General features: G+C 68.3%; 15 protein-coding genes. 8 read left to right on the top strand and 7 right to left on the bottom strand.

All coding sequences use genetic code 11. The annotated features are described in order from the left end of the window. Nucleotides 1–1,887, top strand: a complete 1,887-nt coding sequence (locus HII28_RS16775) for a hypothetical protein (RefSeq protein WP_170026996.1) — start codon at nucleotides 1–3, stop codon at nucleotides 1,885–1,887. 47 nt (nucleotides 1,888–1,934) lie between these two features. On the opposite strand, the gene HII28_RS16770 is transcribed toward HII28_RS16775, so the two are convergent. Genes HII28_RS16770 through HII28_RS16760 form a run of 3 tightly spaced genes read right to left on the bottom strand, consistent with a single transcriptional unit; the run spans nucleotide 1,935 to nucleotide 4,221 of the window. Further along, complete coding sequence (locus HII28_RS16770) at nucleotides 1,935–3,200, bottom strand: DUF6596 domain-containing protein (RefSeq protein WP_170026995.1); 1,266 nt, start codon at nucleotides 3,198–3,200, stop codon at nucleotides 1,935–1,937. Beyond that, on the bottom strand, nucleotides 3,197–3,526 hold the full coding sequence (locus HII28_RS16765; RefSeq protein WP_170026994.1) for a YciI family protein: 330 nt from the start codon (nucleotides 3,524–3,526) through the stop codon (nucleotides 3,197–3,199). The genes HII28_RS16770 and HII28_RS16765 overlap by 4 nt, the downstream gene beginning before the upstream one ends. A gap of 23 nt (nucleotides 3,527–3,549) precedes the next feature. Beyond that, entirely contained in the window at nucleotides 3,550–4,221 is a 672-nt protein-coding gene (locus HII28_RS16760; RefSeq protein ID WP_170026993.1) for a dihydrofolate reductase family protein, read from the bottom strand. Between the two features lie 442 nt (nucleotides 4,222–4,663). Here HII28_RS16760 and HII28_RS16755 point away from each other — a divergent pair, with 442 nt between their 5' ends. After that, nucleotides 4,664–6,187, top strand: coding sequence for an alpha-L-arabinofuranosidase C-terminal domain-containing protein (locus HII28_RS16755; protein ID WP_346769383.1), 1,524 nt, complete (start codon nucleotides 4,664–4,666; stop codon nucleotides 6,185–6,187). Between the two features lie 532 nt (nucleotides 6,188–6,719). Here the strand turns inward: HII28_RS16755 and HII28_RS16750 are convergent. Next, complete coding sequence (locus tag HII28_RS16750; RefSeq protein WP_170026991.1) at nucleotides 6,720–7,469, bottom strand: GntR family transcriptional regulator; 750 nt, start codon at nucleotides 7,467–7,469, stop codon at nucleotides 6,720–6,722. A 100-nt stretch (nucleotides 7,470–7,569) separates the two neighbouring features. Here HII28_RS16750 and HII28_RS16745 point away from each other — a divergent pair, with 100 nt between their 5' ends. From HII28_RS16745 to HII28_RS16735, 3 genes are all read left to right on the top strand, one after another. Then, a complete protein-coding gene (locus tag HII28_RS16745) occupies nucleotides 7,570–9,624 on the top strand; it encodes a right-handed parallel beta-helix repeat-containing protein (protein WP_240978332.1) in 2,055 nt (684 codons plus the stop codon). Nucleotides 9,625–9,688: 64 nt separating this feature from the next. Further along, a complete protein-coding gene (locus HII28_RS16740) occupies nucleotides 9,689–10,633 on the top strand; it encodes an amidohydrolase family protein (RefSeq protein ID WP_170026990.1) in 945 nt (314 codons plus the stop codon). A 73-nt stretch (nucleotides 10,634–10,706) separates the two neighbouring features. Continuing rightward, nucleotides 10,707–11,714 (top strand): acetylxylan esterase, encoded by a 1,008-nt coding sequence (locus HII28_RS16735; protein ID WP_170026989.1) that lies wholly within the window; start codon nucleotides 10,707–10,709, stop codon nucleotides 11,712–11,714. 58 nt (nucleotides 11,715–11,772) lie between these two features. On the opposite strand, the gene HII28_RS20370 is transcribed toward HII28_RS16735, so the two are convergent. Continuing rightward, entirely contained in the window at nucleotides 11,773–12,147 is a 375-nt protein-coding gene (locus HII28_RS20370; RefSeq protein WP_346769382.1) for an ArsR family transcriptional regulator, read from the bottom strand. Between the two features lie 82 nt (nucleotides 12,148–12,229). On the opposite strand from HII28_RS20370, the gene HII28_RS16725 reads away from it, so the two are divergent. Continuing rightward, nucleotides 12,230–13,450: an MFS transporter gene (locus tag HII28_RS16725; protein ID WP_170026988.1), complete on the top strand. Its 1,221-nt coding sequence runs from the start codon at nucleotides 12,230–12,232 to the stop codon at nucleotides 13,448–13,450. Nucleotides 13,451–13,543: 93 nt separating this feature from the next. Here the strand turns inward: HII28_RS16725 and HII28_RS16720 are convergent, their stop codons facing one another. Then, the gene (locus HII28_RS16720; RefSeq protein ID WP_346769381.1) at nucleotides 13,544–15,124 is read right to left on the bottom strand and encodes an MFS transporter; all 1,581 of its coding nucleotides are present in this window, start codon (nucleotides 15,122–15,124) and stop codon (nucleotides 13,544–13,546) included. 280 nt (nucleotides 15,125–15,404) lie between these two features. Between HII28_RS16720 and HII28_RS16715 the strand changes: the two genes are divergently transcribed. Both HII28_RS16715 and HII28_RS16710 read left to right on the top strand, forming a co-directional pair. Next, nucleotides 15,405–17,333, top strand: a complete 1,929-nt coding sequence (locus HII28_RS16715; protein WP_170026987.1) for an ABC transporter ATP-binding protein — start codon at nucleotides 15,405–15,407, stop codon at nucleotides 17,331–17,333. 91 nt (nucleotides 17,334–17,424) lie between these two features. Next, nucleotides 17,425–17,793, top strand: a complete 369-nt coding sequence (locus HII28_RS16710; protein ID WP_170026986.1) for a VOC family protein — start codon at nucleotides 17,425–17,427, stop codon at nucleotides 17,791–17,793. A 148-nt stretch (nucleotides 17,794–17,941) separates the two neighbouring features. On the opposite strand, the gene HII28_RS16705 is transcribed toward HII28_RS16710, so the two are convergent. Further along, the gene (locus HII28_RS16705; RefSeq protein ID WP_170026985.1) at nucleotides 17,942–18,331 is read right to left on the bottom strand and encodes a VOC family protein; all 390 of its coding nucleotides are present in this window, start codon (nucleotides 18,329–18,331) and stop codon (nucleotides 17,942–17,944) included. Between the last annotated feature and the right edge of the window lie 106 nt (nucleotides 18,332–18,437).

Genomic DNA, 18,437 nt, shown 5'->3' with positions numbered 1-18,437 from the left:
GTGCCAGACAGACACGATGACGCTCCGTTCCTCACGCAGGCCGTTCCGGAGTGGGCGTCGCTGCAGGTGAGCCTGCGCGAACGCCTCGAAGAGGCGTGGCGCGAGTTCGCCGCCAAGTACGTCGACGCCGACGGCCGGCTCCTCCCAGGGGGCCGGCCGGTCGGACGCGACGGTGCCGACGACTTCCTCGAGGCGATCTTCAACTGGCCGACGCTCTACGCCGTCGGCGGGAGCGACGAGCTGCTGGAGTGCAGCCTCCGAGTGTGGCGCGGGGTCGGCGAACAGCTGGAGGAGATCGGACTGTTCCGCGACGGATTCGAGGTCGGCTACGACTGGTTCCACGTCGGTGAGGGCCTCGAGCTCTTCTACGGCCTGTGCCTCGCCGACCCGAGGAATCCCGAGCTCGTGGATGCCGTCACCCGATTCGCCGGTCTCTACCTGCCCGACTCGCCTGCCGGCAACTACGACGGCGAGCTGAACATCATCCGCGCACCGCACAACGGCGCGGCGGGACCGCGAGCGGGCCTGGAAGACGAGCTCCCGCGGTTCGGTCCCGAGCGCGTCGAGATGCGCACGTACGGGCTACCGGTGCGCGGGCTGCCGGGCATCGACTCATGGGACGACCTCGCAGAGCCTGGCAACCCCGAGCGGATGGCCGCTGCCATGCAGCGGCGGTTCGGCTCAGGCGATGTCGCCGTGAACCTCAACGTGGTCTCGCTGGTCTCGCTGGCGTGGCTCCTCACCGGCGAACAGCGCTGGCGCGACTGGGTGGAACGCTACGTCGCCGGATGGATCCATCGCGCAGCGCAGAACGACGGCCTGATGCCGGACAACGTCGGCGCGGACGGCCTCGTGGGCGACGGATCCGGTGGCGGCCGGGGCGACCCGGTCGGATCCTGGCTCGGCGGCCTCTACGGATGGACCTGGCCGCACGGCACCCACAGCCTGCTGCCCGCCGCGCTCAACGCGGCAGCCGGGCTCCGCACCGTCGGAGGCGGCGAGGCGGGGTTCGAACTGGCGCGTGGCATCCTGGACGCCGTCGCATCCCAAGCGGTTCACGATCTCACCGCCGACCGGGCGCTGACGCTGAAACGCCGCTGGGCCACGCACTTCGGCGAGGACTACGAGCACGAGCTGGAGTTGTGGCCGACGCGCCTCGACGCCGACGGCTGGTTCGACTTTCAGCCGCCGCAGGTCTCCTTCCCGGTGTGGCTGTGGTGGCACTCGAGACGGAACGCGGATCAGGAACGGCTCGACGCGCTCCGCGCCGGCGGCGGCTGGGGCTGGACGCGCGTGCGGCAGTTCCGCGACAAGGAGGAAGCCGGACACGAGGATGCCTGGTTCGCCGCCCTCGAAGACGGCGACGTCGAGCGGTTCGCGGCCTCGTTCCTCGCCGTCGCGCATCGACAGGTGGACGAGCGCCTGGAAGCGTTGCGAGCGGATGACGTGGCTTCCGGATTCGACCAGGATCGCTGGCAGCGCGTGAACCCTGTGGTGACCGAGGCGCTCGTGATGACGGCGTTCGGAGCCCCCCAGTCGCTGTACAACGGTGGGCTGCAGCACGCGTTCGCGCGGTATCTGGATCCGGTCACCGGACGACCCGGTCTGCCGCCGAAGGTGGCGGCACTCGTGGAGTCGATCGATCCTGAGCGGTCTGTCGTGCAGCTCGTCAACCTCGGCGACGAGCCTGCTGAGCTGGTGCTTCAGGCCGGCGGATTCGGCGAGCATGTCATCCGCCGTGCCGTCGTCCGCGAGCTCGACACTGATGAGGAGTCTGAGGCGATGACCCTTGGCCCCTCGCGGATCGCCGTGCGCTTGGCGCCCCGGGCACGGGTTCGGGTGACGCTCGCCCTTGACCTGCATGCCGGAGCGGCGAGCCTGCGCTGACATCGGAGTCGCGGTTTGGGTGCAGACATCCGACAGGCAGAACCCGCCTACCGATCTTCTCCTTCAGGTGGCCCGATCAGTCGGTCGCGGCGGCCGGAGAGTGCCGCTGCCTCGGCGGGGTTCTCCGTGAGCTGGATGGCGCGGTCGTACGCGGTGCGTGCCTGTTCGGTGCGGCCGAGCCTTCGCAGCAGTTCGGCGCGCGCCGCGTGGAACGCGTGGTAGCCATCCAATGTCGAGGCGAGTCGCTCGAGCTCGGCCAGGCCGGCCGCGGCACCGTCGACCTCGGCGGACGCGATGGCGCGGTTGAGAGCGACGATCGGCGATCGGTCGATACGGGCGAGTTGGTCGTAGAGGGCGAGGATCTGCGACCAGTCGGTAGCGCGGAACGTGTGTGCCGAGGTGTGCACGGCGTTGATCGCGGCGAGGATCTGATATCGGCCGGGACGCGCCCCCGCTGCAACGGCAGCGAGCCGCTCGCGGACCAGGTCCTGGCCCTCGGCGATGAGGGCGTCATTCCAGAGACGGCGGTCTTGCGCGTCGAGAGCGACCAATTCGCCTGCAGCCGATAGCCGGGCGGGCCGCCGCGCGTCGATGAGCAGCATCAGGGCGAGCAGGCCGGTCGCCTCGCCGTCCTCGGGCACGAGTGCGTGCAGCATCCGGGTGAGCCGAATCGCCTCGGTGGTGAGTTCCGCACGCACGGGCGCGGTCGCGGTGCCGGTCGCCAGATAGCCCTCGTTGAAGATCAGGTAGAGGACTGTGAGCACACCGGAGATGCGAGCGGGCAGGTCCTCGGCTTCGGGCATCCGATACGGGATGCGTGCGGCAGCGATCTTGGCTTTCGCCCTGGTGATTCGCTGTCCCATGGTGGCGTCCGGCACGAGAAAGGCTCGCGCGATCTCCGGCATGGTCAGGCCGCCGACCATGCGCAACGTGAGTGCGACGCGGGCTTCCATGCGAAGTGCCGGATGACAGCAGATGAAGATCAGCCGCAGTCTGTCGTCCTCGATGACGCCGACAGGAGCCGCGTCGACGGTTCCGTACACCAGCCGAGCCTCCCGATGCTTGTCGTAGCGTTTGGTCTCCCGCCGTATGCGGTCTATCGCTTTGCGTGTGGCCGTCGTCGTCAGCCACGCACCCGGGTTCGGTGGGATGCCGTCGTCCGGCCAACGCTCGACAGCGGTCGCGAACGCTTCCGCCGCCGCCTCTTCAGCGAGGTCCAAGTCCCCGAACCTGCGCACGAGGGATGCCACGATCCGCGCCCACTCGTCACGGTGGGCGCGGTCCACGGCTTCCTCGATGCCGACCTCGGTCACGGGGTGGCGAAGGGTCGCACTTCGATTTGCCGATCGCAGATCTGCGACGCTTCGGCCGCCAGCCGCAAGGCGACGTCCAGGTCGGGCGCGTTCCAGATCCAGATGCCGTCGAGGTACTCCTTCGACTCGACGAAGGGACCATCGGTCAGAACGGGCTGCCCATCGCGGTTGTCCACGACGGTCGATGTCTCTGCACTCGCAAGTCCGCCCGCGAAAACCCAATAGCCCTCCGACATCAGGCGCCTGTTGAACTCGCTGATCGCCGGCCGTCTGTCCACGCTCGTCGAGTCATGCTCATCAGCGATCACGAACACCAGGTACTGCATGCGAACCTCACTTCACTCTCATCTCAGGAATCCGCGACTTGAGCGTCGCCGGTCTGTTGCACCCGGCCCTGTTCATCGGTCGTCGGGTACACCGGACGCCCTGCCGGTCGGAAGACCTGCGTCGTCACTCCCTTGGTGTCGACATGCGACTCCAGAAGGTCCAGCGCTATGTCGGGACCGCTCTGCGGAAACAAACGCGCGCCTTGCCCGAGGATCACCGGAATCGTGATCAAGGTCAACTCGTCCACCAGGCCATGCGCCAACAAGCTCCTGACCAGGACGCCGCTGCCGTGCACCTGCACTTCACCTCCCGCCATCGCCTTCAACTCGCGAACATCGGCCAGGACATCTCCGGAGAGAACGCTGGTCCCCGACCAGGACGCGTGGGTGAGCGTGGTCGAGACGACGTACTTGGGCTTCGCGTTCAACGCCCTCAGAACCGGTTCCCACCCAGGGACATCCCGTTCCGACAGCGAACCCCACGAGCCGGCGAACACCTCGTAGGTGCGTCGGCCGAAGAGGAACGCATCCGCGCGCCCGTAAAGGTCCCGAATGAACGACTGCGTCTGCTCGTCACCCCTCCCGCGGGCCCATCCGCCGCGCTGGAGGCCACTGGCACGATCCTCCGCGCTCGACCCGCCATTGCCTTGCATCACGCCATCGACCGTCACCTGCGTCATCGTCGTCAATCGCATTGTCACCGCTCCTGTCATCCAGGCGACCCGAATGGGCGCCATCTCACAAGCACTACGAACGGCACCCGGACAATACGACACCTTCGCAGAATCGTCGGAAGCCAGGGTTCGGCCGGTGCCGGCGGCCGTGACTCCAGGGATGCTCAAGTGCACGGACGGTACCGTGCTTCCCGGTGCTCATGGCGTGCGTCGGCGCGGGGCGCGATCCGGGATCCCGTCGCCGGCCGACATCACGGGATGCTGCGTGCAGCCGGATCCTGCGGCGAAACCCGATGACGCTCCTCCTTCACGTCGCCATGAAGACGACTAGGAGTGTGTCGATCCCGCCCGGCATGAGAACGGTCACAATCGTCTCCTTGTTGCCTCTAGGCTCATGTCCCATGCCTCCATTTCACGATTCGTCGTTGCATTCTCACGTTGTAAGCATGGGGCGGTGGACCGCGTGAGCGACGTGCGTGCGATCGTCGACCTCGATGACCGCGGGCCGGTGATCAGTCGCCACCTCTACGGCCAGTTCGCCGAGCACCTCGGCCACGGCATCTACGGCGGATTCTGGGTCGGGCCCGACTCCGACATCCCGAACGTGGGTGGGCTGCGGCTCGACGTGATCGAGGCGCTGCGCGCCATCCGCATCCCGAACCTGCGTTGGCCGGGCGGATGCTTCGCCGATGAGTACCACTGGCGTGACGGCATCGGCGCCCAGGCCACGCGACCGCGCATGGTGAACTCGCACTGGGGTGACGTTGTCGAGGACAACTCCTTCGGAACGCACGAGTTCCTCGCGCTGTGCGAGCTGCTGGGCACAGAGCCGTACATCTCGGCCAACGTCGGCAGCGGAACGGTCCGCGAGGCGGCCGAGTGGGTCGAGTACCTCACCCGCGGTGACGACAGCCCGATGTCGGGTCTGCGCCGCGAGAACGGCCGCGACCAGCCGTGGAACGTGCGCTTCTGGGGCCTCGGAAACGAGCCGTGGGGATGCGGCGGCCGCATGGATGCCAAGGCCTACGCCCTCACGGCGCGCACTTTCGGCACCTACAGTCGTGACCATGGCGGCAACAAGCTCTACCGGATCGCCGCAGGAGCCAACGCCGACGCGTACGGGTGGACCGAGACGCTCATGCGCACCCTCGGATTCCGGCTCGGCCACCCGAAGCCCGAGGGCGAGGGCGTCGGCGCGTACCAGGCGATCTCGTTCCACTCGTACACGATCCCCGGAACGTGGGGCGAGAAGGGCAGCGCGACGGAGTTCGGCACCGACGAGTACTACCGCACCCTGGCCCGCGCAGGCCAGGTCGTCGAACAGCTGCAGCGGCACGCCGCCATCATGGATGCCTACGATCCCGATCGCACCGTCGGCCTCGTGCTCGACGAATGGGGCATCTGGCTCGACACGGAGCCCGGCACCAATCCCGGATTCCTGTACCAGCAGAACAGCGTGCGCGACGCGCTCGTGGCATCCGTGCATCTGGACGAATTCCACCGCCACGCCGGCCGTCTCGTCATGGCGAACATCGCCCAGACGGTCAACGTGCTGCAGGCGATGCTGCTCACGGACGGCGAGACGCTCATCCGCACGCCGACGTACTGGGTGTTCGAGATGAACAAGGGACACCAGGATGCGGATTCCCTGCGCCTCCGGCTGACCGACGTGCCGACGGTCGAGGCCGACGGACGCACCGTTCCGCTGGTGTCGGCATCCGCGAGCCGCACGGACGGCACGGCACTCCTGTCGCTCAGCAACCTGGACGCCGACCAGCCGGCGCGCATCGCCGTCGAACTCCGCGGCGGATCCGCGACCGCGGCATACGGACGCATGCTGACGGCCGGCACGGCGACCGCGCACAACACGTCGGAGAACCCGGACGCGGTCTCGCCCGTGGAGTTGACGGTGGAGCTGACCGGATCGACGCTCGTCGTCGAGCTGCCGCCTCACACGTTCGCGACGGTGGAGCTCGACGTCCTCTAAGCCGAGGGTGCTCGTTCCTCCGCCCGAGAGTGCGCATACCTCCGCCCGAAAGTGCTCGTTTTTCCGGCTGAGAGTGCGCATATCCCCTCGCGAGAGTGCTCGTTTCTCCGCTCGAGAGTGCCTGTTTCTCCGGTGGAGAGGGCGCGAATCTCATCGCGCGAGGGTGCACGTGTCCGCTGGTGGACGCTATTCGGGCGACAGAACACGGACGTTCGCGCGGTGAATCGAGCACTCTGGGGCGGTGAATCGGGCACATTCAGGCGGTGAAACGGGCACTCTCGCGCGGTGTAACGGGCCCTTTCGGGCGGCGGAACGCGGACGTTCGGGGCGGCGAAACGGCCACTCTCGGGGCGGCGAAACGGGCACGTTCGGGCGGTGAAAGGGGCACTCTCGCGCGGAGAGACGGGCACGTTCGGGCGGTGAAACGGGCACTCTCGCGCGGTGAAACGCGCACCTTCGGGCGGTGAGACCGGCACGTTCGGGCGGCGGAACGGGCACCCTCGCGGAAAGGTCGAGAGTGGGGGCGCTGGAGCTACGGGCTCTGCAGGGACGCGTGGCGCGCGAAGGCGTCGGCAGCGGCATCCGCCTTGTCGGGGCGCAGCAGCTTCAGCAGCTTGGCGTGCTCGTCGGCGATCTTCGCCCAGTCGCCCTTGAACAGCGGATCGCCGACGGCACGGGACGACCGCATCGCCGGCTCGATGACGTCCCAGCACTTGACGACGAGAGGGTTGCCGCCCGCGGTGCACACCTCGCGATGGAACTGGAAGTCGAGCACGCGGAAGGCGGCGACGTCTTCGATGGCGGCGGCTTCGCGCATCCGCTCGACGACCGACTCGAGCACAGCCTTCGCGTCGTCGGACATCGCCTCGGCGGCCAGCCTGGCCGACGTGCGCTCGATCATGGTGCGGGCGACGATGGCGTGCTCGAGGTCGTCTTCCTTGGCGACGGTCACGAAGTGACCGCGGCGCGGAACGTGGGTGAGCACGCCCTCGTAGGCGAGACGCTTCACGGCATCGCGCACCGGCGCCTGGCTGATGCCGAGCCGCTGCGACAGTTCCAGTTCCACGACACGGTCTCCGGGCTTCAGTGCCTGCTCCATGACGAGACGGCGCACGAGGTCGTACACCTGGTCGGAGAGCAGGTCGCGGCCGAAGTTGCTCCGCTCGGCCTCCAGGCTGCGGCGCAGGGCGTCGCGCGACCCGGTCTCGGAGTTCATCGTTGCGGCATCCGAGGCGCCGGAGAGGGCGTTCGTCTCGGAATGGGAAGCCGAAGTGTTCGACACGGGCATGAGTCTATCTATCGATAATCCTGCAGATCGGCGTTGACGGGCGTCGGATGATCCCGCTAGTTTCATCGATTATACCTTATCGATAGGAGCGAGGATGCTTGCTGTCAACAACCATCGATTGCCCGCGCGGCGCCCTGCGGGTGGCACGGATCCGGACCGACGATCCGCAGAGTCGACGCCCAAGGGCAGGCGGGTCGCCGCGCTCGCCGCCGCCGCAGCCGCAGTGGTCGCGCTGGCGATCCCCACCGCAGCCGCCGCCGCTCCGGCGACCGGCACCACGTACTACGTCTCGACGCATGGCAACGACGCGAAAGACGGTCTGAAGCAGAATCACGCGTTCGCGACCATTCAGCACTGCGCCGACGTCATGGTCGCGGGCGACACCTGCGAGATCGCGGGCGGAACATATCGCGAGACCGTCACGCCGAAGGCATCCGGTACGGCCGATGCACGCATCACCTACCGTGCGGCCCCCGGAGCGACGGTGACGGTCTCCGGCGCGGATCCGGTGCGCAACTGGCAGCACGTCAAGGCCAGAGATGTCGCGGCGCTCGCGGCATCCGATCCGTTCGTCGTCGGGTCCGCTTTCAGTGCGGCCGTCGACACGGGTGACGTCTACAAGGTGCCGATCGACCTGGGCGACGACGTCAGCCCCGTTCAGGTCTTCACCGATGGATCGATGGATGTCGAGGCGCAGTGGCCCTACCCGGGCAGCGACCCGATCCATCCGCTCACCGTCGAGCGCGCGGAAGCGGGCAGCACGGGAGCGACGCTCGTGGATCCCGCTCTCACACAGCCGGCCGGCTACTGGAACGGCGCCCGCGTGCTCACCAGCTACTGGTACGCCACCGAGACCGGGACCATCGTCGACTCGGCGGCCGGATCCGTCACGCTCGACGTCGCACCCGCCTGCGTTCACACGATCACGCCCGGCCAGACCCGCTATACGCTCGCCGGCCAGATCGCCGAGCTCTCGCACAACGGGGAGTGGTTCTACGACGCGTCTGCGAAGCAGCTCTACCTGGTGAGCCAGGAGCCGCCGTCGACCCATCGCATCGAGACGAAGCAGCGGCAGCTCGGATTCGACCTCACGAGTGCGAGCAACACCACCGTGCAGGGCATCCACCTCTTCGGCACGTCGATCGCCACCGGTGACAACAGCACGGGCATCACGCTCGACGGCATCGACGGCAAGTACCTCTCGCACTACACGGATATCACGCAGGGCGCCACGAACTGCGGCACCACGGTCAACAGGGGCATCGTCGACAGCGGCATCGTCATCAAGGGCACCGGCAACGTGGTGCGCAACAGCACGCTGTCGTTGAGCGCAGGCAACGGAATCGCGCTGCTCGGAAACGGCAACACGGCGACGCAGAACGTGATCACCGACGTCGACTACGCGGGCACCTACGCTGCCGGCATCGCCGTGCAGGGATCCGGTGAGACGGTGACGCACAACACGATCTCGCGCGTGGGTCGCAGCGGAATCAACCTGCAGTGGATCCAGCCGGCCAGCGGCATCGAGGCACCGGATCGCATCGCGTACAACGACATCTCGGAGTACGGCAACCTCAACCTCGACACCGCGGCGATCTACGGCTGCTGCGGCGGGTCGATGCAGGGAACGTCGATCGACCACAACCTGCTGCACGACGCCACACCCGCCATCGGCACGACCGAGAAGTTCGCCATGGCAGGCGTCTACCTCGACAACGGGCAGAGTGACGTGCGGGTCGTGAACAACGTGGGCTGGAACAACCCGACGCAGACCGTCATGCTGAACGGGCTCGGCTCCGGCTCGTTCAACAACCTCGTCGCCAACAACACCGGCGGCGTCTACATGATGTACGTGAAGGGCGCTAACCAGTCGACCGGAACCGTGGTGGAGAACAACATCGGGGCCATGGTCGGAACGACGGATGCCACGCAGGGAGGCATGATCCTCACGAACAACCTGGACTCGACGGTGGACCCGTTGTTCACCGATCCGGCGAACGACGACTACACGTTGCAGGCGGGTTCGCCCGCTCGGAACGCCGCCATCCCGATCCCCGGCGTCAACGACGGATCGAGCGATGCGACGCCCAGCCTGGGCGCGTACCAGTACGGCGCCCCGAGGTGGACGGCCGGCGCGACGCTCGGCTGATCGGCACCGCCGAGTCCGCTCGGGTCCGATCACGGCACCTCGAGCGGACGACACGAAAGAAGCGATGAGAACAGACGCGCACGTGCACGTGTGGACCGACGCGCTGGCCGACACCGGCCGGCGCGTCGGCGTGCGTTCCGTCGAGCCGAGGGACACGCTCGACCGGCTCAGGCCGTTCGCCGCGCGGGCCGGCGTGCACCGCGTGGTGCTCGTGCAGACCATCGGCAGCCAGGCCGAGACCGATGAACTCCTTGCGCTGGCCGACGCCGACTCGCTCGTGGCAGGCGTGGTGGGCTGGGTCGATCTCGCTGCGCCGGATGTCCCGGACAGCCTCGATGGCATGCTCGCTTCGGCCGGGGGCGAGAAGCTGGTGGGCATCCGCTCGATGGTTCCGGTCTTGGGCAAGGGGCACACGGTCGACGAGATCGCAGCCACACCTCTATTGGACGGGATGCGCGCGCTCGCCGAACGCGACCTGGCGCTCGACCTGCTCCTCACGCCCGAACGACTGGCAGACGCCCTCACGCTCGTCGAGTCGGCGCCCGGTCTGCGATTCGTGGTCGACCATCTCGCGAAACCGGATGTCGCCCAGCACGACCTCGAGACCTGGTGCGCGCACATGGCCGCGCTTGCTCGCCACGACACGGTGGCCGTCAAGCTGTCCGGGCTTCTCACGCAGCTCGACGCGGATCGCCAGGGCATCGACGCACTCGCCCCATACGTCGAAGCCGTGCTCGAGGACTTCGGGCCGGACCGCGTGATGATCGGCTCGGACTGGCCGCTCTGCGAGCCGGTCGGCGGATACGCCACGGCGATGGGATCGATGGACCGGCTCGTCGCAGGCTGGGCCGCGACCGCATCCGCGCCGGAGGAGCGTGGCGATGGCGGGGGATGGGCGCTGGACCGGCATGGTGACCGTCGGGGATCGTCAGCCCGGGAACGTTCGGCAGCCATCGCGGATCGGACGCGCGGAGGCACGGCCGCCGACTGGTACCGGCTCGGCGGCTAGGGTGGCGGGTCGGACGACCGGCCGCGCGGCAGTCGACGGCACGGGACGCCGTCCGGAACGGGAGGCACGACACGTGAACGACAGACGACGAACCGGTGCGACGGTCGCGCCGCCCATGGCCGAGCGGTTCGGATTCGATCCGACGCACGGCTACACGCTCGGCGGCCTGCTCGAGGTGGGAACGCCGGAGGAGCCGCGCGACTTCGACGCGTTCTGGGCCGGCATCGCAGCTGAGGCGGATGCCATCGAGCTGGCGATCGGCGTGGGTGCGTGGTCGCCGCTCCCTGATGCGCCGGGGGTCGAGGTCGCCGACCTGCAGTTCCGCAGCCTCGACGGGCTCTGGATCGGCGGCTGGGTGACCCGTCCGCGCGGCGGGGCTGCGCCCGCCCGGGGGTTCGTCGTCGGACACGGATACGGTGGCCGGGATGCTCCCGACGTGTCCGACATCCCTGCGGATGCGGTGGCGGTGTTCCCCGTCGCGCGCGGACTTCCGACCAGGAGCGAGGTCGAGGGTGTCGGCGGCGAGACGGGCCTGCATCACGTGCTGTGGGGCATCCGCTCGCCGCGCGAGTACAGCCACATCGGGTCGGTCGTCGACACCTGGATCAGTGCCCGCGTGCTGCGGATGCTCTTCCCGGGCCTCGGCGCTCCGGTCTACATCGGGGGGAGCTTCGGCGGCGGCATCGGCACGCTCGCCCTGGCGTTCGGGGATCGGTTCTCTGCCGGCGTGCTCGAGGTGCCGAGCTTCGGGAACCATCCGCTGCGGGTCGCCGTGCGGAGCACGGGGTCGGCGGGGGTGGTGCGCGAGTACCTCGTGGAGCATCCGGAGGCCATGGAGACGCTGCGCTATGCGGATGCCGCCACCGCCGCCCTGCGGGTGAGCGCGCCCGTGCTGGTGCTGCCGGCATTGGCGGATCCGAGTGTTCCTCCCCAGGGGCAATTCGCCGTGGCCAACGCGCTCGGCGGGCCGACCTGGGTGCACGTGCTGCCGCACGGCCACTGCGCGGGCGGCGACGGATGCGACGCCTCCGGCCGCGAAGACGCGGTCGCCGGGTTCCTCGCGGACTTCGCGCGGGTCTGACGGCGTCGACGAGCGCCGCCGGGACCGGCGAAAGCCCGCCGGACGGCTCGCCGGTGGCTCAGTCCGTGAGCAGCGACTCGATCAGGCCGGGGAACCGTGCATCGAGCTCGGCTCGGCGGAGCTCGATCGCGTGCGTGCGCCCGTTGACCGTCCATCTCGTGAGGCCGCACTCGCGCAGCGTCTTGAAGTGGTGGGAGAGCGTGGACTTCTGCACGGTGAATTCGCCGACCAGCTCCGACTTGGGGCGCGGCGCGCCGTCGGCCAGACGGCGGACCATCTCCAGCCGGATCGGATCGCCCAGCGCGCGCAGCACCTCCACCAGCTGCACGTCGGCCAGGTCGGGGACCGGATAGTTCTCGATCGGCTGGTCGAGGTGCGAGGTGTCGGATGTCTGCACGGACTTGCCGGATCCGTCGGGTTCGCGTGCGGGCACGATGCCCTCCAAATACAGGGGTGCGATCGTCGAATCCTCAAATAGTTCGACAATCATCGAACAGTTGGTCTATCGTGACAGTATGACCGTCATCGAACAATCCTATCGCGGTTCGACCATCCGACTCCTCGTCCTCATGCTCGGTCTCTTCGCCGTCGGGACGAATGCGTTCGTCATCGCCGGATTGCTGCCGCAGATCGCCGCTGGTCTCGGCGCGAGCCAGGCATCCGTCAGCTACTCGATCACCGTTTACGCGCTCATCGTCGCCGTCGCCTCGCCGGTCGTCGCGTTCGCGTTGTCGCGGGTGCCGCGAGGGCTGCTGATGGCCTCCGGAGCCCTGCTCTTCACTGCCGGTGTCGTCATTGCAGCCCTCAGCACCTCGTTGACCGACTTCGTCATCGCGCGCGTGATCGCCGCCGTCGGCGGGGCGGCGCTGGTGCCGACGGCCAGTGCGGTCGCGGCCACGATCGTTCCGCCCGAGCGCAGGGGGCGGGCGCTCGCCATGGTCGGCGCAGGCTTCACGCTGGCCGTCGCGATCGGCTCGCCGTTCGGAACGGCGCTGGGCAGCGCTGCCGGTTGGCGTGCCCCGATGTGGGCCCTGGCCGTCATAGGGGCGGTGACCACAGTGCTGATCCTTCCGCTGTTCCGCGGGGTGCAGCGGGCTGCGTCGATCAGCCTTGCGCGGCGGCTGCGGGTGCTGGCCGACGTTCGCGTTCTCGCCGCGCTCGGTGCGGCGCTCTTCGCGACGGCGAGCTTCAACGTCGTGTACATCTTCTCCGCCGAGGTGGTCCGCGACGCGACCGCCGGATCAGGGGCCCTGCTCGCCGTGCTGCTGCTCGTCTACGGCGTCGCGGGTGTCATCGGCAACGCGTTCGCCGGTCGCGTGACAGACCGATACGGCAGTGGCGTCACGGCCACGATCGCGCTGATCGTGCAGACGATCGCGCTGGTGGCGCTGGCGTGCTTCGAGTGGTCCTTCGCGGCATCCGTCGCGGTGTTCGCCGTGTGGGGTGTGGTCGTGGCCGGGCTCACGATCCCGGTGCAGCACCGTCTGGTCTCCATCGATCCGCAGAGCGCTCAGCAGACGATGGCCTGGTACTCGACGGCGATGTACCTCGGCATCGCCATCGCGCCACCGCTCGGGAACGCATCGCTCGGCGTGGCCGGCCCTTTGCTGGTGCCGATCACCGGCGCCGTGGTCAGCCTGATCGCCTTGGCGCTGTTCCTCCTCGGATTCCTGAAGCGGCGGATGCCCGTCGTCTCGGCCCCCGACACCCGCGACCTCGCCGTTCCGCGAGCCTGACGTTCCCGCCGTCCCGCGAGCCTGACGTTCCCGCCGTCTCCGACGGACCGCCTTGCCCGGGCCGGGCGTCACGGGATCCGGTCTGGGCGCGGACTACTGCAGGCTCACCTTCTTCGGCAGCGCGAACACGAGCAGGAAGGCCGCGACGGCGAAGGTCGCACTCGTCAGCATGGCGAGCGCCGCCCCGTCGCCGAACGCGACGGCGAGCGCGTGGTCGACATACTGCTGGATCGCCTGCTTGATCGCCTCGGCACCGCCCGCCGCGTGCTGCTGGGCGATCTCGGCGGCTTTTGCCGTGCTCGGCGCGAACGATGAAGGCAGCTGGGCGAAGAGCACGCTGCCCGTAATGGCGATGCCGACGGCCGCCCCGATGCGCTGCATGGTCTGGATGACGCCGCTCGCGGCACCGGCCTCTGAGTTGTCCACTGTGGCGACGATGAAGCGGGCGTTCGGAGCGATGAAGAGTCCGCTGCCGAAGCCGGCGACGAGGAGCGGCAGCAGCAGATCCCAGCTGACGAGGTCCTCCGTCGGCGCCAGCCAGAAGATCAGCCACAGCGTGATGAGGCCGAGCGCGACAAGCCCGGTGCCGAGGCTGAGCACGTTGCGTCCCAGCCGCTGCGCCAGCGGATCGCTCAGCGCAGCTCCCACGATGCTGCCGATCGAGAACGGCAGCGAGACGAGGCCCGACTCGAGCGCCGTGTGCTGCAGACCCGCCTGCCAGAGCAGCGAGATGGTGAAGAAGATGCCGGTGAAGGCCGCGAAGTACACGAACGCGAGGAGCACGCCGCCGGTGAACTGCGGATGCGAGAACAGGTGCGGCGGAACCAGCGGCTCTGCCTTCGTGGTGGCGACGTGCCGCTCCCAGAACGCGAAGAGCACCAGCAGCACGGCGCCGCCGATCAGGCTGAGCCAGGTCCAGAGCGGCCAGCCCTGGTCCTCGCCCTCGATGAGCGGCACGAGCAGCGCGACGAGGCCGGCGATCGCGAGGAGGAGGCCGACGGCATCCGTCGACAGGCGCTTGCCCTCCGCGCCGCCCGGCACCAGGAGGAAGGCGGCGATCACGGTGAGCACGCCGATCGGCGCGTTCACGAAGAAGATGGAACGCCATCCCTCCGTCTCACCGAATGCCTGGATGAGCAACCCGCCGATGAGCGGACCGAGCGCCGTCGAGATGCCGATCACGGCACCCATCACGCCGAACGCCCGGCCGCGGATTCGCGCCGGGAACATCAGCTGGATGAGGGATGCGACGGCAGGCACATAGATGCCGCCGCCGATGCCCTGCACCACGCGTGCGACGACGAGCTCGGTGCTCGACTGCGCGAAACCGCACCACACGCTGGCGAGCGTGAACATCGCGACGCCGACGATGAAGATCCATTTGTGTCCGAAGCGGTCGCCGAAGCGTCCGGCGGGGATGAGCAGGAGACCGAACGCGAGCGCGTATCCGGAGATGACCCAGGACAGCGTCGCTTCGTCCGCGTCCAGGCTCGTGCGGATCGTCTGCAGCGCGACGTTCACGATGCTGGTGTCGAGCAACGCCATAGCCATGCCGGCCAGCAGCACGACGAGTGCCCACCAGGCACGCTTGCTCACCGTTGTCCCTGTCGGATCGGGTGAGAGGGAGAACGAGCCGGCACGGCCGGCGGGCGCCTGAGGCGAGTTGTCCGTCACTCGACAAGTGGATCACGTCGATCGCGCGAGCGCACCCTCGGTGCTGACTTGCTCCGCCCTGTTCAGGTCGCACCTCCTTTCTCGATCCGCCCGTGTGAGAACAGAGTGCGACCCGAGCGGCGGATGTCGGTGCCTGTGGCGACGATGGCGGAGCAGGGTGTACAGCATCCGGAATATCCACAAGCGATATATCGTTGATAGTCTCTTGTGCGGATGACTGGGTCGGCGACCTGACGGAATCAGCCGTGCCGCAGACATTCGTTCAACCGAGGAGTCACGCATGAGTGGAATGGGACCCAGACGCGGTCCGAGCGCCGGTGGTCCACGCGGTGGCCGCACTGGAGGCCACGGTGGCGGGGGTCACGGCGGCGCAGGCGTCGTGCGGGGTGACATCGCCGCGCAGAAGGCCAGGAACGCCCAGGCACCGAAGATTCCGCACCTGATGCGCAGGGTGGCACAGCTGTTCGCGCCGCACAAGGTGGCGCTGTCGGTGACGGTGGTGCTCGTCCTCGTGTCGGCGGCGCTGTCCGTCGTGCCGCCGCTGCTCACGCAGCAGGTGTTCGACGACGGATTGTTCCCCAAGTCGGGAGCTCCGAACATGGCCGTGACCGTCTCGCTCGTCGTCGCCATCATCGTGGTCTACCTCGCCACGAGCGGACTCGGCGTGTGGCAGACCTACCTCACCGCCACCGTCGGCAACAAGGTGATGGGCGGGCTCCGGGTGAAGCTCTTCCGCCACCTGCAGTCCATGGAACTCAACTTCTTCACGCGGACGAAGACCGGCGTCATCCAGTCCCGACTGCAGAACGACGTCGGCGGTGTCGCCGGCGTGCTGTCGAACACGGTCTCCAGCGTGCTCGGCAACATCGTCACGGTGATCGCCGCCTTCGTCGCGATGCTCCTGCTCAACTGGCAGCTCACGCTCATCGCCGTCGTGCTGATGCCGTTCCTCGTGATCGCCCAGCGACGGGTCGGGCAGGTGCGTGCGCGCATCGCGACGGCCACCCAGGAGTCGCTCTCCGACATGACTGCGATCACGCAGGAGACGCTGAGCGTGTCGGGCATCCTGCTCTCCAAGAGCTTCAACCGGCAGCGCTTCGAGACAGCCCGGTACTCGGATGAGAACGAGACCCAGGTCGCCCTTCAGGTGAAGGAGACCATGAGCGGCCAGTGGTTCTTCGCGATGGTGCACATCTTCCTGTCCTCGATCCCTGCGATCGTCTACCTCGTCTCCGCGTGGCTGCTCGGTCGTGGCGCTGTCGACATCACGGCCGGCACGATCGTGGCGTTCACGACGGTGCAGGCGCGCCTGCTGTTCCCGCTGATGGGCATCATGCAGACCGCGCTCAACCTGCAGACGTCGGGTGCGCTGTTCGCCCGCATCTTCGAATACCTCGACCTCGAGCCCGCGATCGCCGACCGTGCGGACGCCGTTTCCGTCGCGCGGGGCGACGGAGCCGGCCGGATCGAGTTCCGCGACGTGACCTTCCGGTATCCGGATGCCCGCGATGGCGAACGCCCGACCCTCGACGACGTGTCGTTCACGATCGAGCCCGGCCAGTTCGCGGCTTTCGTCGGACCGAGCGGCGCGGGCAAGACGACAGTGTCGTACCTCCTGCCGAGGCTGTACGAGGCGACAGGCGGATCGGTGCGCTTCGCCGGAACGGACGTGCGCGACCTCCAGCACGAATCGCTCATCGACCACATCGGCATCGTCAGTCAGGAGACCTACCTGTTCCACGCGTCCATCGCCGAGAACCTGCGGTATGCGGCACCGGATGCCACGCAGCAGCAACTCGAGGCGGCCGCCCGCGCCGCGAACATCCACGACACGATCTCCGGATTCCCCGACGGCTACGACACGATCGTCGGCGAACGCGGATACCGCCTCTCCGGCGGCGAGAAGCAGCGCATCGCGATCGCGCGGGTGTTGCTGAAGGATCCGGAAGTGCTGATCCTCGACGAGGCGACGAGTGCTCTCGACACCATCTCGGAGCGCGTCGTGCAGCAGGCACTGGATTCGGCATCCACCGGTCGCACGACTCTCGCGATCGCACACCGCCTCTCGACGATCGTCGGTGCCGACGTCATCTTCGTCATCGATCACGGACGCGTCGTCGAGCAGGGCACCCACGCGGAGCTCCTCGGGCTCGGCGGGCAGTACGCCCGTCTCTACGACGAGCAGGCGCAAGTGACGGCCGCGGCGTAGCGCCGCCGCAGCGCCGCCCCACCCGCTGCCCCGACGTCGGTACTCGAGAGCTCGGCTGCTCGTGTCGGCGGTCGGGCGTAGCGTCGCGCGCATGATCGGAACCTGGGATGTACTCATCGTCGATTGTCCCGACGCCCTGTCGTTGGCGCGGTTCTACGAGGAACTGCTGCCGATGCAGATCGTCGAAGAGGAGCCCGGGTGGGTGATGCTCGCCTCCGGACCGGATTCGCGTCCGCTGCTCGCGTTCCAGCAGGTCGAGGGCGACTACGGGCAACCGCAGTGGCCGGGACAGGATGTGCCTCAGCAGATGCACATCGACGTGCGCGTCGACGACATGGATGTCGCGGAGCAGCAGGTCCTCGCGCTCGGAGCCACCAAGACCGGCTCGGATCACGAGACGTTCCGGGTGTACCTGGATCCGGCCGGGCATCCGTTCTGCCTGATCAAGCCGAACGACTGACGGAGCCCGACTCGAGCCGAGCCCCTTGAGTCGGCGCAGCGGGTCGACGGGCTGCTCCGCGCGGCGTCAGACCTGGCTTCAGACCTAGCCTCCGGGCGCACCCCCAAGCGGGCACCCGTGCTGTCACCTGTGCAGCAAGGCAGCGCCCTCATCCCCGCGGCAGGGCTTCCATGACGACGAACTCGTTGCCCTCGAGGTCGCGGGCATCGAACATCGCAGGGACGCCCGGCCATTGCAGCAGTTCGCCGACCTCGGCTCCGGAGGCGGCGATGCGCTGACGGGCGTCGGCGGCGTCCGGCGTCACGAAACGGATGCCCGTCGGCCGCGGAACCGAGTCCGCTCCGGCCGGCGGTTCCCACAGCGAGACGCTGACCGGCCCTCCCGTGCCGAGGGTGACCCAGCGCGGTCCGGTGGAACTGGCCGGCAGGTCTCGCTCCAGCGTCAGGCCGAGAACGTCGGTGTAGAAGCGGAGTGCGGTGTCGGCATCCGCCGTCGGGATGGCGACGGTCAGGATGCCCGTGACGATGGACTCGGACATGGTGCTCCTCCTTGCGTGACGTGGCGCGGTGAGCGAGCCGCTCGGTGCGCCCTCGACACCATGACGAGCGGCAGTCGTTCCGATCGACAGCCTGACACGGATCCGG

The organism is Planctomonas sp. JC2975 (genome assembly GCF_012985205.1).
Lineage (GTDB): Bacteria > Actinomycetota > Actinomycetes > Actinomycetales > Microbacteriaceae > Humibacter.
The sequence above is the reverse complement of the archived record's forward strand: the minus strand, read 5'-3'. Positions and strand labels throughout refer to the sequence as shown.

Bases quoted from the DNA above. Each gene is read 5' to 3' on its own strand.
- HII28_RS16765 (WP_170026994.1), bottom strand. From the start codon at position 3,526: ATGCAGTACCTGGTGTTCGTGATCGCTGATGAGCATGACTCGACGAGC.
- HII28_RS16760 (WP_170026993.1), bottom strand. From the start codon at position 4,221: ATGCGATTGACGACGATGACGCAGGTGACGGTCGATGGCGTGATGCAA.
- HII28_RS16745 (WP_240978332.1), top strand. From the start codon at position 7,570: ATGCTTGCTGTCAACAACCATCGATTGCCCGCGCGGCGCCCTGCGGGT.
- HII28_RS16740 (WP_170026990.1), top strand. From the start codon at position 9,689: ATGAGAACAGACGCGCACGTGCACGTGTGGACCGACGCGCTGGCCGAC.
- HII28_RS16725 (WP_170026988.1), top strand. From the start codon at position 12,230: ATGACCGTCATCGAACAATCCTATCGCGGTTCGACCATCCGACTCCTC.
- HII28_RS16715 (WP_170026987.1), top strand. From the start codon at position 15,405: ATGAGTGGAATGGGACCCAGACGCGGTCCGAGCGCCGGTGGTCCACGC.
- HII28_RS16710 (WP_170026986.1), top strand. From the start codon at position 17,425: ATGATCGGAACCTGGGATGTACTCATCGTCGATTGTCCCGACGCCCTG.
- HII28_RS16705 (WP_170026985.1), bottom strand. From the start codon at position 18,331: ATGTCCGAGTCCATCGTCACGGGCATCCTGACCGTCGCCATCCCGACG.